Source organism: Candidatus Pelagibacter bacterium nBUS_28 (genome assembly GCF_051200915.1).
GTDB lineage: Bacteria > Pseudomonadota > Alphaproteobacteria > Pelagibacterales > Pelagibacteraceae > Pelagibacter.
In genome coordinates this window covers 217,186-232,006 of the sequence record NZ_CP172844.1, presented here as the reverse complement: position 1 = coordinate 232,006, position 14,821 = coordinate 217,186, and the positions used below count along the sequence as shown (strand labels likewise).

Below are 14,821 nucleotides of genomic sequence, written 5' to 3'. Positions count from 1 at the left end.
ATTTGGTAGCAAGGTCCGGGGCACCTGGCAACAGAACGCCCCCTATAATTTGTAATTATTTATTTTTTTAATTCTGCTTGAGCTGCAGCTAATCTCGCAATTGGGACCCTGTAAGGTGAGCAAGAAACATAATTCAAACCTGCTTTAGAACAGAACTCAATACTTTTTGGATCTCCGCCATGTTCACCACAAATTCCAAGTTTTAATTTTTTATTTTGACTTTTTCCTCTCTCAACAGCAATTTCAACTAAGTCTGCAACTCCATCATCTAAAGATATAAATGGATCTATTGAGAATATTTTATTGTCTAAATAATCGTTTAAAAATTTACCACTATCATCTCTGCTAATTCCAAATGTTGTTTGTGTTAAATCATTAGTTCCAAAACTAAAAAACTCAGCGTGTTTAGCTATTTCTTTTGCTTTTATGGCGGCTCTAGGTAATTCAATCATTGTACCAACCATAAATTCTATTTTAATTTTATTCTGTTTTTGAACCTCACTTGCAATATTTATTACTAAATCTTTCATTATTTTTATTTCTGCTTCAGTAGAAACAAGAGGAATCATAATCTCAGGAAAAGCTGATTTAATTTTTTTCTTTTTAAGTTCAGCTAATGCTTCAAAAATAGCTCTACATTGCATTTCATAAATTTCTGGAAAAGATATACCAAGCCTACAACCCCTATGTCCTAACATTGGGTTTTGTTCATGCAATTCTTCTATTCTAGTTTCAACTTCTTTAGTCGAAAGTCCTACCACATTTGCAACTTCATCAATTTCTTTATTTGTTCTTGGTAAAAACTCATGTAGAGGGGGATCCAATAATCTGACTGTAACTGGCAGACCATTCATAATTTTGAAAATTTCTATAAAATCTTTTTTTTGATGAGGCAAAAGTTTTTCAAGTGCTTTTGCTCTATCTTCTTTAGTTTTAGACAAAATCATTTCTCGAACAGATAAAATTCTCTCTTCATCAAAAAACATATGTTCTGTTCTACAAAGACCAATACCTTCTGCTCCAAAATCTTTAGCCGTTTTAGTATCTTTTGGTGTTTCTGAATTAGTTCTTATATTTAGTTTTCTAAAACTATCTGCCCATGACATTAATTTTGAAAAGTCTCCTGAAATTTCAGGTTTCACAGTTGCAACACTTCCTGATATAATTCTACCTGTAGATCCATCAATTGTTATAACTTCACCTTCTTTTATTTCTATAGACTCAGTTTTAAATGATTTGTTCTCGTAATTTATATCAATTTCACTAGAGCCAGACACACAGGGTCTTCCCATTCCCCTTGCAACAACAGCAGCATGACTTGTCATGCCTCCTCTTGCGGTTAAAATTCCTTTAGCTGCGTGCATTCCTTGAATATCCTCTGGTGACGTTTCCACTCTCACCAAAATTGTATCTTGCATCATTCCGGTCAATCTTTCAGCCTCTTCAGAAGTAAAAACAACTTTTCCACTTGCAGCCCCAGGTGATGCTGGCAAACCATTAGCTATAACGTTAATTGAGCTTTTCTCATCTAATGTTGGATGAAGTAATGTGTCTAAAGAATTAGGATCAATCCTTAAAACAGCTTCTTTTTTTGAAATTAATTTTTCTTTTACCATATCAACTGCAATCTTTACTGCTGATTTAGCTGTTCTTTTTCCTGATCTAGTTTGGAGCATCCATAGTTTTTTATTTTCAACTGTGAACTCAACGTCTTGCATGTCTTTATAATGTTTTTCTAATTTTTTTAAAATTTTGTGAAGTTGCTTATAAACATTTGGCATAACCTCTTCCATTGAAGGAGCTTTAACTTTAGCTTGTTGTCTTGCTTTTTTAGTTATGTATTGTGGTGTTCTAGTACCTGCAACAACATCTTCACCTTGTGCATTAATTAAATATTCACCATAAATTTCGTTTAATCCATCTGAGGGGTTTCTCGTAAATACAACACCTGTTGCACAATCATCACCCATGTTACCAAAAACCATTGACTGAACATTTACTGCTGTTCCCCATTCAGCAGGGATTTGATTTAATTTTCTATATACTTTTGCTCTATTGCTTTCCCAGGATAAAAATACTGCACTAATTGCTCCAAGTAATTGCTGATAAACATCTTGAGGGAAATCTTTTTTAGCTTTTTCTTTTACAGTTCTTTTAAAATCAATTATCAAACCATCCCAATCATTTTCATCAAGATCGGTATCTAAAAGAACTCCTTTTGTCAGCTTATAATTTTCAATTAATTCCTCGAAATGATAGCCTTCAACTCCCATTACTACATTACCATACATTTGAATAAATCTTCTATAACTATCTTTGGCAAATCTTCTATTTGAAGTTTTTAAAGCTAGAGCACTTACAGTCTTATCGTTTAAACCTAGGTTTAAAATTGTGTCCATCATTCCTGGCATAGATACTCTTGCTCCAGATCTTACCGAAAGCAGCAAAGGATTTTTTAAATCTCCAAATTTTTTACCTACATCTTTTTCGATTATTTTTAATTCTTTTTTTATTTGGGCTACTAAATTTTTATTCAATTTTTTTTTATCTTTATAAAAAAGTTCACATACCTTTGTTGAGATTGTAAATCCTGGTGGAACTGGAAGACCCATTCTTCCCATTTCAGATAAATTAGCACCTTTGCCACCTAAAAAATTTTTAGAATTTTTTATTTTTTTACTATCTTTAGATTTGAAATTTAAAATTAGCTTTTTCATTGGTGGGAATCGATTAAAGAAAAATTAACATAATAATCGAATGTTTTACATAACATTTGGATTAGTTCTAGTCTGTTTTTTTTTATTGTGATATCGTCTTCATTTACAATCACGTTATCAAAAAAATCAAAAATTACTTTTTTGGACTCAGCCAAATTGTTGATGGATTCCTCGAAATCCTCATCTTTATTAATATTTTGAAAGTATTTTCTTAATTCATTTATTTTTTTATATAAATTTTTTTCAAATTCAGTTTTGAATATACCAGGGTCAGTTGTATTTGATAATTCTATGTTTTTATCCTTTAACTCGCTTTCTAATATGCTTGAAGCTCTTTTAAAACTTGAAACTACATCTTTACCATTGGGTTTATTAATAAACTTATTTAAACTTTTAGCCTTACCAAAAACAATCACTGATTGATCTAGATTTAAAAAGCTAGTAGATGCTTGAATAATGTCGGTACGAATTTTTTCCTCTTTCATATAAAATTTTAATCTATCCATTAAAAAATTTACTAATTCAGTTTGAAGAGATTTGTTTTCAAATTCAAAACCTTGGTCCAAATACAAGCCAGCTGAATAACTAATTAAATCTCTTATTTTAAAATCTTTTTTATTTTCAACTATTGTTTTAATTACTCCTGAAGCCAATCTTCTTAAAGCAAATGGATCTTTTGAGCTTGTTGGCTTTTGATTAATTCCAAAAAAACCGACTAAAGTATCTATTTTATCTGCCAAAGATAATGCCACGCTGTAGGGTTTTTTAGGTACTTTTGAGTTTAGTCCAGCTGGTAAATATTGTTCACTTATAGCTTTACAAACATCTTTCTCAAAACCCTGGGCTTCTGCAAAGTAACCTCCCATAATTCCTTGAAGTTCTGGAAACTCTCCCACAAGTTCCGAAACTAAATCAACTTTACAAATCGATGCGGATAATTCAACTTTATCTTTGCTAATTAATAATTCATCAGAAAGCATTCCACCTAGTTTTCTCATTCTTTGGACTTTATCAAAATATGTTCCAAGACCTTTGAAATAATTCATAGATTTCAGCATAGAAACTCTTTTGACTAGATTTTGTGATTTGTCTTTTTTCCAAAAAAACTCGGCATCGTTCAATCTAGCTTCTACAACTCTTTCATTTCCAAGTTTTATTAATCCATTTATATCTTTCTTGTTAGTCACAACTAAAAATTCATTTGTAATATTTCCTTTTTTATCAAAAGTTGGAAAATATTTTTGATGATACTGCATAGTAATTATTAAAATTTCTTTAGGAATATTTAGAAATTTTCTATCAAATTCACACAATATAACATTTGGTTGGTCCGTTAGATCAACAACTTCATCAAGTAACTTAGGATTATTTTCAATTGTTATATTTTTCTTACTAGAAATATCATTTAATTTTTTTTCTATTAAGTTTTTTCTTAAATTGTGATCTATGGTTATATTTAGTTTTTTGAAAAAATTATTATAATCTTTAAAATCAACAAATATCTTTTTTTTTTCCTCAAACTCTTTATCTATAAATGTTGAATTTGAAGAGGTTAAATGATGAAAATTAAAAGTTAAATTTTTTTTTTCAAATATTGCTAAAATTGATTTTAATGGCCTTCCCCAGTTTAGTTTAAAATCACTCCACCTCATAGATTTTTTCCACTGAATTTTATGCAGTATTGATGGAACTAACTCTTCTAATAAATTTTGAGTATTAAGCTTTTTCGATTTTGTTTTAAAAAAATAAAATTCACCTTTATCTATTGTTTGTTTAAAAAGGTCTTTCTTATTAATATTATTTGATCTGATAAATCCTTCCAATGCTACTTCTGGAGCTTTTACATTTGGACCTTTTATTTTCTCTGATTTTAAAGTTATCTGTTTTTGTAAACCTTCAAATAGAATAACTAATCTATTAGGTGTTGAAAATGATGAGCTTTTTTTAAATGAAATAGATTTTTCATTAAATTCTTTAATAAAACTGTTTAACAATTCTTCTCTTAAACTTTTTTGAAGAGATGAAGGTATTTCTTCACTAAATAATTCTAAAAAAAATTCCGACATTTAGCTTTGACTATCTAACCAAATACCTGCAGCTAATTTAGTTATATCTCGTATTCTTCCTATATATCCAGCTCTTTGAGCAACACTTATTGCTCCTCTGGCATCAAGAATATTAAATATATGACTTGCTTTTAAACATTGATCATACGCTGGTAATGATATTTTTTTTTCTACAAGAGATTTAGCTTCCTGTTCAATCATATCAAACATTTTTAATAAACTTTCAACATTTGCATACTCAAAATTGTATGCAGAAAATTCTTTTTCAGCTTGATGAAAAACGTCATGATATTTTACCCCCTCATCATTCCATGATAAGTCATAAACATTCTTTTGTTGTTGATTGAACATGCATATTCTTTCTAATCCATATGTAATTTCAACTGAAACAGGTTTGCATTCATAACCTGCCATTTGCTGAAAATATGTAAATTGTGTAATCTCCATACCATCGCACCAAACTTCCCAACCTAATCCTGCAGCACCAAGAGTTGGGCTTTCCCAATCATCTTCAACAAACCTGATATCATGTTCATTATGATCAATACCTATTACAGACAAACTATTAAGATATAATTTCTTTATATTATCTGGTGAAGGTTTTATTAAAACTTGAAATTGATAATAATGTTGCAATCTATTTGGGTTGTCACCATATCTTCCATCTGTTGGTCTCCTTGATGGCTGCACATAAGCAGCTTTCCAATGTTTTGGGCCTAGCGATCTAAGTGTTGTTGCTGGATGAAATGTACCAGCACCCACTTCCATATCATATGGCTGAAGAACAATACATCCTTGTTTACTCCAAAATTTTTGAAGATTAAGAATTGTATCTTGAAATGATTGAAATTTTTGTTTTGGTTTTTTTGATTTAGAAACCATATCTTTGCCAGATTGACCTTTCATCTAAAATATTGGCTAATTGATCTAATTTATTATTAGAAGAAGAAAGTTTTTGACTTAACCAACCTTTAGATTTTTCAAATTTTTTAATGACAACATCGTTTCCAAATTTTTCTTTAAGAACTTGATGGGCATCTCCTATTCCATCTATTAGACCTAAATCTTTAGCTTTACTTCCAGACCAAAATTCTCCAGAAAATAGTTCTACTTCGGATTTGTTTAACTTAGATCCTCTACTTTTCTCTACTACATCAATAAAATCTTTATGTAAATCTAGCTGAATATTTTTTAATCTTTCTATATCCTCATTTTTTTCTTCTAAAAAAGGATCTAAAGTACTTTTGTTTTTTCCAGCTGTATGAACTCTTCTTTCAACACCAATTTTTTTTATTAATTCCGTAAACCCAAATGAAGAATAGATAACCCCTATAGACCCAATTATTGAACTTGAATTTGCATAAATTTCATCGCCAGCACATGAAATTAAATATCCACCAGATGCAGCAACATCTTCAGCAAATACAATTACTTTTTTTTTTGTTTTAGTGGCTTGTTGTCTAATAAAATTATAAATCATATGAGATTGAACTGGTGATCCACCAGGTGAATTTACAGTTATGGCTACACATGAGGCTTTTTTTAATGAAAAAGCCTTTTTAATCAGCTCTTCTTGACCTGCAAAATCAATACCTTGTTTAAATTTTCCGGCATTTCCAATAACTCCATTTAATTTAATATGAGCTACGGTCTTTTTCTTTTTAAAAAAAGAGAACATTATTATTCCTTATAGAATTAATTATTGATTATATTAATTACTTATAAATGAAGAATTAGGTGCGTCAATTGATAAGTAATATATAAATATCAAATATATTAATTTAAAATCAATATGGGAACTGTAGTTCAGCTTAAAAATCAAATAAACGACTCATACTTTCAACTTAAGGATTCTGTTGAGGATAAGCTTATTCTTACTGAAGAAAAAATAAAATCAAAATTAGCGAGTGATGTCGGGCTGGTTCAAAAAATGACTGAATACCATATTCAAACTGGAGGTAAAAGATTAAGGGCTCTATTAACTCTGGGATCAGCAAAACTATGTGGATATTCTAAAGGTTCAAGAGATATTAATTTAGCTGCTTGTGTTGAATTAATTCATAGTGCAACTCTAATGCACGATGATGTAATTGATGAGGGTACTGTAAGAAGAGGCAAAGATACATTAAATAAAGTTTGGGATAATCATTCTTCAGTTTTAATTGGAGACTATTTATTAAGTAGATGTTTTGAAATGATGGTAGAGGATGGTAATTTAGAAGTTTTAAAATTGTTGTCATCAACTTCGTCAAAAATTGCTCAAGGAGAAGTTTTACAACTTCAACATAAAGGTGAGGTTGATATGCTTGAGGAAACTTATCTAAAAATTATATCGGCAAAAACTGCTGAGCTTTTTGCAGCTGCAACAAAAGTAGGCGCAATTTTATCAGAGGTCGAGCCTAAAGAAAAAGATGCTCTTGAATTCTATGGTCGAAATCTTGGATTAACTTTTCAAATTGCTGATGACACTCTTGATTATAATTCAGATTTAAAATTATTTGGTAAAAAGATAGGCCAAGATTTTTTTGAAGGTAAGATTACTTTGCCTGTAATTCTATTATTTCAAAAAATAAATATTAATGAAAAAAAATTATTAACAGAATTTTTTAAAAAAGATTTAAGAGAAAAAGATGAATTTAATAAAATAATTCTTTTAATAAAAAAATATGACATCATAAATGAGTGCTATCAAAAAGCTCAACATTATATCAATCTTGCCTCAAACTCTCTTACAGTATTTAAAGACTCAAAAGAAAAATTAATTCTTAAAAATCTAACCTCATTCAGTCTAGCTAGAAATTTTTAAGGACTTAATAAAGATTTTATCCAATTACCACTTTTATCAATAGTATAATTTAATCTTTCATGAATTCTGCTATCTCCATCTAACCAAAATTCAATTCTAGTTGGTGTTAAATTCCAACCAGACCAATGTTTAGGTCTTGGTACATTATCTTTATCATCAAACTTTTGCCTGAACTCTTTAATTGAGTTTGCAAGCTCATCTCTATTTTTTAATTCTTTACTTTGTTTTGATGCCCAGGCTCCAATTCTACTGTCATACCCTCGTGAATTATAATATTGATCGGCTGCACTGTCTTCTACTTGAGTTATAGTTCCACTAATTCTTATTTGTCTTAAAAGACTTTTCCAATGAAAACACATTGCAGCATTTGGATTTTCTTTTAGTTCATTTCCTTTTTGACTGTTTAAATTAGTATAAAATACAAAACCGTTTTGATTAAATTCTTTTAACAAAACTATTCTGACTGATGGTGCGTTGTTCTTGTTAGATGTTGCTAATGAAAGAGCATTGGGATCATTTGGTTCTGATTTTTTTGCTTCATCCATCCAAACTTTAAACAATTCAATAGGATTATCTAGATCTAAAAAGCAGTTATTCAGACCAAGTGGGTTTTTTTGATTCATAATTTAAACAAAATAATCTATACTATAAATAATGTCATTTAATACTTTTGGAAAGCTATTTCGTTTCTCAACTTGGGGAGAATCTCACGGACCTGCAATAGGTTGTGTAGTCGATGGATGTCCACCTAATATAAGTATTAAAGAACAAGACATACAAATTGAACTAGATAAAAGAAAACCAGGACAATCAAAATTTACAACTCAACGTAAAGAAGATGACAAAGTTCAAATTTTATCTGGTGTTTTTGAGGGAAAGACAACTGGGACCCCAATATCACTCATAATTTATAACAAAGATATGAGATCAAAAGATTATGGAAACATTAAAGATAAATTTAGACCAGGACATGCTGATTTAACTTATTTTAAAAAATACGGAATTAGAGATTATAGAGGTGGAGGGAGATCTTCAGCAAGAGAAACTGCAGCTCGTGTTGCTGCTGGTGCAATTGCAAAACTAGTTTTAAAAAATAAGTTAGATAAAAAATTTAAAATTATAGGTGCAGTGACCCAACTAGGAATATTAGGATGTGATGTTAATCAATGGAACGATAAAGTAATAACTAAAAATCCATTTTTCTGCCCAGATAAATCGATGATTAAACTTTGGGAAAAATATTTATTAGGTGTAAGAAAATCTGGATCTTCTTGCGGAGCTGTTATTGAAATAAGAGCAAGAGGCATACCTGCGGGATTAGGTGCCCCCATATATTCAAAACTAGACTCTGATATTGCTTCTGGTTTAATGAGTATTAACGCTGTTAAAGGGGTAAACATTGGATCTGGAATGAACTCAGCACAATTAAGTGGGGAACAAAACTCAGACGAAATTTCTCAAAAAGGCAAAAAGTTAAAATTTAACTCCAATAATGCTGGGGGAATCTTGGGTGGCATATCAAGTGGTCAAGAAATTATTGCCTCATTTGCTGTAAAACCTACTTCATCAATTTTAACTACTAGAAAAACAATTAATAAATTTGGAAAAAATACAACTATATCAGTTAAAGGAAGACATGACCCATGTGTAGGAATAAGAGCTGTACCCGTAGGTGAGGCTATGATGAATTGTGTTTTATTGGATCATTACTTAATGCACAAAGCTCAGTGCAGTTAGTCAAAATTAATTTTTTACTACTTTAATAGAGTCTTTAGTAAACAAAACATCTATAATTTTTTTTGAAATTTGTGAAGCATTTAACCCTGCAAAATCATACATTTTTTTAGGATTATCTTGTTCGATAAAAGTATCAGGTAACGTCATTGCTCTAAACTTTAACCCTTTATCAAATATTCCTTTTTCAGCTAATAAATTTTTAACATGAGAACCAAAACCACCTATCGATCCTTCTTCAATAGTTATCATTACATCGTGTTCTCTGGCACACTTCAAAATAAGTTCTTGATCTAAAGGTTTAACAAATCTTGCATCTACAATTGTTACTGACACACCTTTATTCTTTAATTCTTCAGCTGCTAATTTGCATTCTTCAAGTCTTGTTCCTAAACTTAAAATACAAACTTGATTTCCTTGTTGAATTATTTTTCCTTTTCCAATTTCAATCTTCTCTTCAATTGAAGGTAAATCCAGGCCTACTCCTGTTCCTCTAGGATACCTGATTGCACATGGTTTATCGTTAATATCAACAGATGTATTTATCATTTTTACTAACTCAACTTCATCACTCGCTGCCATTACAATAAAATTAGGTAGAGTTGATAGGTATGTAATATCAAATGAACCAGCATGTGTAGAACCATCTGCACCAACCAGACCTGCTCTATCTATTGCAAACCTTACGGGCAAACTTTGAATAGCTACATCATGTACTACTTGATCGTAAGCTCTTTGAAGAAAAGTGGAATAAATTGCAGCATAAGGCTTATAACCTTCTGTAGCTAGACCAGCTGCAAAAGTTACCGCATGTTGTTCTGCTATACCAACGTCAAACATTCTTTTAGGAAATTCTTTTCCAAAAATATCCATACCTGTACCACCAGGCATTGCGGCTGTGATTCCAACAATTTTACTGTCTTTTTGAGCATGTTTAACCAAAGTATTTGCAAATACTTTGGTATAAGCAGGCAGATTGCTCCCACTTTTAACTTGTTCACCTGTTTTCACATTGAATTTTGAAACACCATGATAATGGTCAGATGCTTTTTCTGCATAAGAATAGCCTTTACCTTTTTGTGTTTTAATATGGATCATAATTGGTCCTTCATGTTTAGAATCCTTTGCATTTTTAAGAATAGGGATAAGACTATCTAAGTCATGACCATCAATTGGACCTGCATAATAAAAACCTAATGAGTTAAATAGTGTTCCTCCCGTAACTGCTGACCTTAGAAAATCTTCAGCTTTACCAGCTTTTGCACTAAATCGTTTTGAAAACGAAGACATTATCAATTTAATAGTTTCTCTCAGACTAAAATAAATTTTTCCTGTAAATAACTTTGCCAGATAAGTTCTCATAGCACCAACTGGTTTTGCAATTGACATATCGTTATCATTCAAAATAACAATCATTTTTGTTTTTGATGCTCCAGCATTATTCATTGCTTCATAAGCCATTCCTGCACTGATTGCGCCATCTCCAATTACCGCAACTACATTAGAAGATTTATTTGCTAATTTATTTGCTTCCGCAATTCCTAAGGCTGAAGATATAGATGTTGAGCTATGAGCAGCACCAAAAGGATCGTATTCACTCTCTGATCTTTTTGTAAATCCTGACAAACCATTTCCTTGTCTTAAAGATTTAATCTTATTTTTTCTTCCAGTTAAAATTTTATGTGGATAAGATTGATGTCCAACATCCCAAATCAATTTATCATTAGGTGTGTCAAAAACATAATGAAGAGCAACTGTTAGCTCTACCACTCCTAAGCCTGCACCTAAATGTCCTCCAGTTTCAGAAACTGCACTGATCATTTCTTCTCTAACTTCATCAGAAACTTTTTGCAAATCATCCTCTGATAGTTTTCTTAAATCAGATGGAAAATTTACATTATTTAAAAATTTATAATTTTTCACTACTTCTCTCTATGCAAAATATAATTCAATGTTTCTCTTATATGTTTAGAACTTGTACCGTATTTTTTTAAATTTTTATTTATTTTTAATATAATTCTATCACAATATTGAATTGCATTCATATAGCCTAACAAACTTATTAAAGTAGCTTTACCTTTTTTTTGATCTTTTCCTGTTTTTTTTCCAGCTATTTTTGAGCTACCTTTGAAATCAATTAAATCATCAGATATTTGAAATAATAAACCTATTTCGGAGCCAATATTTTCAAAAAATTTAATTTCTTTTACATTTTTTTTCTTAATAATTGCAGGTGCAGCACAACAAAAACTAAATAACTTCCCTGTTTTTTTAATTTCCATTTCTATAATCTTATTTTTAGATATCTTTTTTTTTTCGTAACTTAGATCTAGATATTGACCACCTGCTATACCTAAATGACCTGAACATTCAGATAATTTCTTTATTAAATTAATCTTAATTCTTTCACTTATTTTTAAAGTAGGACTTGATAAAATTTCAAATGCCATTGTAAGTAATGAGTTTCCTGCAAGGACTGCAGTAGACTCTCCAAACTTAATGTGTGCAGATGGTTTTCCTCTTCTAATTTTATCATTATCCATACATGGTAAATCATCATGAATTAGGGAATAAGCATGAATACACTCTACAGCAGCACCAATAGCAATTAATGTTTTATAATCTATTGCTAATAACAAACCAATATCAATTAAAATTTTAGATCTAATTTTTTTTCCACCAGGAAATAAGCCATACTTCATGGCTGGTAGTAATTTAGAATTATTTTGCTTATAAAGAAAATTTCTTAGAAAAGTGTTTGTATCATTTGCAATCTTATTAAGCTTGGTTTTCATTTTTTTTTAACAATTTCTTTAACTTTTTTATTAGTTTCTTCACCTATGGATCTAAAAATTTTATGAAATTTTTTTTCAATAATATTATTTAACTTCAACAATTGTTGATAGCTTTCAACAGAATTATTTAGATCTTTTTCATTTTCTAAAGATTCTATAATTTGATTTGCTTGGTCTGTTAGCTCTTCAAGGGTGCTATCGTTATTATCAGGTAGTAAATTTTTATCTTTCATATAATAATAATTATTAATACATGAAATCTATTCAATCAAATATCAAAAAAGCTAAAAAATATTTAGATAAAAATCATTGTATAGCTGTTCCAACTGAAACTGTATATGGATTAGCTGGCAATGCTTATTCAGATCAGTCTGTTAAAAAAATTTTTAAGTTAAAAAAAAGACCTACTAACAACCCTTTGATTGTTCATTATTCAGATATTAATAAACTAGAGGATGATTGTGTTGTTAATGATAACTTTATCAAGCTATATAATAAGTTTTCTCCTGGTCCAATTACGTTCATCTTGAAATTAAAGAAAGGTTCTAAAATTTCTAAATTTGTGACTAATAAACAAAAAAGTCTCGCTGTTCGTTTCCCTAAACATCCTTTGTTTAGAAAACTACTTAAAAGTTTAAATTATCCATTAGCTGCTCCCAGTGCAAATATGTCTACTAGATTAAGCTCAGTTAAAGCTTCCGATGTGATTGAAGAGTTTGGATCAAAAATTAAATATGTCTTAGATGGGGGAAAATGTAAGATAGGCGTAGAGTCAACAATTGTTAATATTTTAGATAAACCAATAATACTTAGATATGGAGGATTAGATATTTTAAAAATAAAAAAAGTATTAAATAAAAAAGTTTTGGTTAAAACTACTTCAAAAAAGAAAATTGCACCTGGACAATTTCCTCTACATTACTCTCCTGGTATTCCATTAAGAATAAATGCTAAAAAACCAAAAAAAAATGAAGCTTTTGTATTAATAAAAAAGAGAAAAACTAAATTTAAAAATTACTACTATTTAAGTAAAAATAATGATCTTCAACAATCTGCTAAAAATTTATACACAATATTAAGAAAAATTAAAAAAGATGGTTATAAAATGATTGCAGTTGAAAAAATTCAAAACAAAGGTATTGGCATAACAATAAATGACAGATTAAGTAGAGCCTCAAAATATTAAATGACTAATTCTATTGAAGTAATTAATTTATCCAAAAGGTATAAGTCAAAACAAGCTGTAGATAATATAAACTTTAAAATTAATGAAAATGAAATAGTTGGTCTCTTAGGACCAAATGGATGTGGAAAAACAACTACAATTGGAATGATGCTTGGATTATTAAAGCCAACCAGTGGACAAGTTTTAATTAATGGAATGGATATTGAAAAAAAAAAAATTTCTCTTCTTCATAAAATGAATTTTATTTCTCCATACATAGAATTACCAAAAAAACTTACGGTAAGGCAAAATTTAGTGGTCTATGGAAAATTATATAATGTAAATAATCTTAACAATCAAATTGAATACTTATCCAATAAGTTAAGATTAAATGAACTATTAGATAATATTACGGGAGAACTTTCTTCTGGACAAAAAAATAGAGTAAGTTTAGCAAAAGCATTAATTAATAATCCCACTGTACTTTTGCTTGATGAACCGACTGCATCTTTGGATCCTGAGACTGGAGATTTTGTTAGAACTTTTTTAGAAAATTATAAAAAAGAAAATAAAACATCAGTACTACTTGCTTCTCATAATATGGATGAGGTTAAGAGATTGTGTGGCACAGTGTTGATGATGAAAAGTGGCATAATAGTAGATAGAGGTACCCCTGATCATTTAATTACAAAACATGGAAGAAAAAATTTAGAGGAAGTTTTTTTAGAACTTGTGAGAAATAAAAATGAATTTAACTAGAATTTATGGTCTTTTTTTAAGACACTTTTATCTAATTACAAGATCATTTCCTAGAATTTTAGATTTGATTTATTGGCCATCTATTCAAATTACATTATGGGGATTTATTTCAAATTTTTTTGCTGACCATAGTACCTATTATAATGGAGCTGTTGGCGTAATACTTTCTTGTGCAATTCTGTACGATTTCTTATTTAGAACTAGCATTGGATTTAATATGTTATTTTTAGAGGAAATTTGGAGCAGAAATTTCACCAACTTATTTATTGCTCCAATGAAAATCAGTGAAATTATTGTGTCACTTGTTTTTACTGCTTTAATAAGAGCTTTAATCGGTTTGGTTCCAGCAATATTATTAACCTCCCCTCTGTTTGGAATTTCTTTATTAGATTTAGGCATACCTCTAGCATTTCTTTTTTTAAGTTTATATGTTTTTGGAATTACCCTAGGTTTATTTGTGTCTGCAGGATTGTTGAGATTTGGTCCATCTTTTGAAAATATTGCATGGTCGACTATGTTCTTGCTGGCACCGTTTGGATGTATTTATTACCCAGTTGAAACTTTACCAGAGATTTTTCAATCAATTGCTTATGCTCTTCCATTGGTTTACATTTTTGAAGAAACAAGAAATATCTTAGTTAATCAATCTGTAAATTATGAGAATATCATTCAGGCCCTTTATTTAAACTGTGCTTATCTAATTGCTGCAGTATTAGTATTTTACTACTCTTTTGATAAAGCTAGAGAGAAAGGAACTTTAATAAATATAGGCGAATAAA

General features: G+C 29.7%; 13 protein-coding genes. 5 read left to right on the top strand and 8 right to left on the bottom strand.

Annotated features, from left to right (window positions below; translation table 11 throughout):
• Positions 1-59 precede the first annotated feature (59 nt).
• The 4 genes from ppdK to ACIJYC_RS01155 are packed head-to-tail and all read right to left on the bottom strand — an operon-like array spanning position 60 to position 6,461.
• Entirely contained in the window at positions 60-2,717 is a 2,658-nt protein-coding gene (gene ppdK, locus ACIJYC_RS01170) for a pyruvate, phosphate dikinase (RefSeq protein WP_435166876.1), read from the bottom strand.
• Positions 2,714-4,783, bottom strand: a complete 2,070-nt coding sequence (gene glyS, locus ACIJYC_RS01165) for a glycine--tRNA ligase subunit beta (RefSeq protein ID WP_435166873.1) — start codon at positions 4,781-4,783, stop codon at positions 2,714-2,716. Before glyS ends, ppdK begins: the two co-directional genes overlap by 4 nt.
• Positions 4,784-5,665, bottom strand: coding sequence for a glycine--tRNA ligase subunit alpha (locus tag ACIJYC_RS01160; RefSeq protein WP_435168068.1), 882 nt, complete (start codon positions 5,663-5,665; stop codon positions 4,784-4,786).
• Complete coding sequence (locus ACIJYC_RS01155; protein ID WP_435166870.1) at positions 5,655-6,461, bottom strand: S49 family peptidase; 807 nt, start codon at positions 6,459-6,461, stop codon at positions 5,655-5,657. Before ACIJYC_RS01155 ends, ACIJYC_RS01160 begins: the two co-directional genes overlap by 11 nt.
• Positions 6,462-6,575: 114 nt before the next feature.
• Between ACIJYC_RS01155 and ACIJYC_RS01150 the strand changes: the two genes are divergently transcribed.
• Entirely contained in the window at positions 6,576-7,589 is a 1,014-nt protein-coding gene (locus tag ACIJYC_RS01150; protein ID WP_435166867.1) for a polyprenyl synthetase family protein, read from the top strand.
• Here ACIJYC_RS01150 and pdxH read toward each other — a convergent pair.
• Complete coding sequence (gene pdxH / locus ACIJYC_RS01145; RefSeq protein WP_435166864.1) at positions 7,586-8,212, bottom strand: pyridoxamine 5'-phosphate oxidase; 627 nt, start codon at positions 8,210-8,212, stop codon at positions 7,586-7,588. The two genes, ACIJYC_RS01150 and pdxH, sit on opposite strands and share 4 nt — an antisense overlap.
• A 31-nt stretch (positions 8,213-8,243) precedes the next feature.
• On the opposite strand from pdxH, the gene aroC reads away from it, so the two are divergent.
• Positions 8,244-9,326 carry a chorismate synthase gene (gene aroC / locus ACIJYC_RS01140; RefSeq protein WP_435166861.1) on the top strand — a complete coding sequence of 361 codons (1,083 nt, stop codon included), beginning with the start codon at positions 8,244-8,246 and terminating at the stop codon, positions 9,324-9,326.
• A 6-nt stretch (positions 9,327-9,332) separates the two neighbouring features.
• Here aroC and dxs read toward each other — a convergent pair whose 3' ends face one another.
• The 3 genes from dxs to ACIJYC_RS01125 are packed head-to-tail and all read right to left on the bottom strand — an operon-like array spanning position 9,333 to position 12,351.
• Entirely contained in the window at positions 9,333-11,246 is a 1,914-nt protein-coding gene (gene dxs, locus ACIJYC_RS01135) for a 1-deoxy-D-xylulose-5-phosphate synthase (protein WP_435166858.1), read from the bottom strand.
• Positions 11,246-12,118 carry a polyprenyl synthetase family protein gene (locus ACIJYC_RS01130; RefSeq protein ID WP_435166856.1) on the bottom strand — a complete coding sequence of 291 codons (873 nt, stop codon included), beginning with the start codon at positions 12,116-12,118 and terminating at the stop codon, positions 11,246-11,248. Before ACIJYC_RS01130 ends, dxs begins: the two co-directional genes overlap by 1 nt.
• Positions 12,115-12,351, bottom strand: a complete 237-nt coding sequence (locus tag ACIJYC_RS01125; protein WP_435166853.1) for an exonuclease VII small subunit — start codon at positions 12,349-12,351, stop codon at positions 12,115-12,117. Before ACIJYC_RS01125 ends, ACIJYC_RS01130 begins: the two co-directional genes overlap by 4 nt.
• A 20-nt stretch (positions 12,352-12,371) precedes the next feature.
• On the opposite strand from ACIJYC_RS01125, the gene ACIJYC_RS01120 reads away from it, so the two are divergent.
• Genes ACIJYC_RS01120 through ACIJYC_RS01110 form a run of 3 tightly spaced genes read left to right on the top strand, consistent with a single transcriptional unit; the run spans position 12,372 to position 14,820 of the window.
• Entirely contained in the window at positions 12,372-13,304 is a 933-nt protein-coding gene (locus tag ACIJYC_RS01120; protein ID WP_435166850.1) for an L-threonylcarbamoyladenylate synthase, read from the top strand.
• Entirely contained in the window at positions 13,305-14,042 is a 738-nt protein-coding gene (locus ACIJYC_RS01115) for an ABC transporter ATP-binding protein (RefSeq protein ID WP_435166847.1), read from the top strand.
• On the top strand, positions 14,029-14,820 hold the full coding sequence (locus ACIJYC_RS01110; protein ID WP_435166844.1) for an ABC transporter permease: 792 nt from the start codon (positions 14,029-14,031) through the stop codon (positions 14,818-14,820). Before ACIJYC_RS01115 ends, ACIJYC_RS01110 begins: the two co-directional genes overlap by 14 nt.
• Position 14,821: the final 1 nt, after the last annotated feature.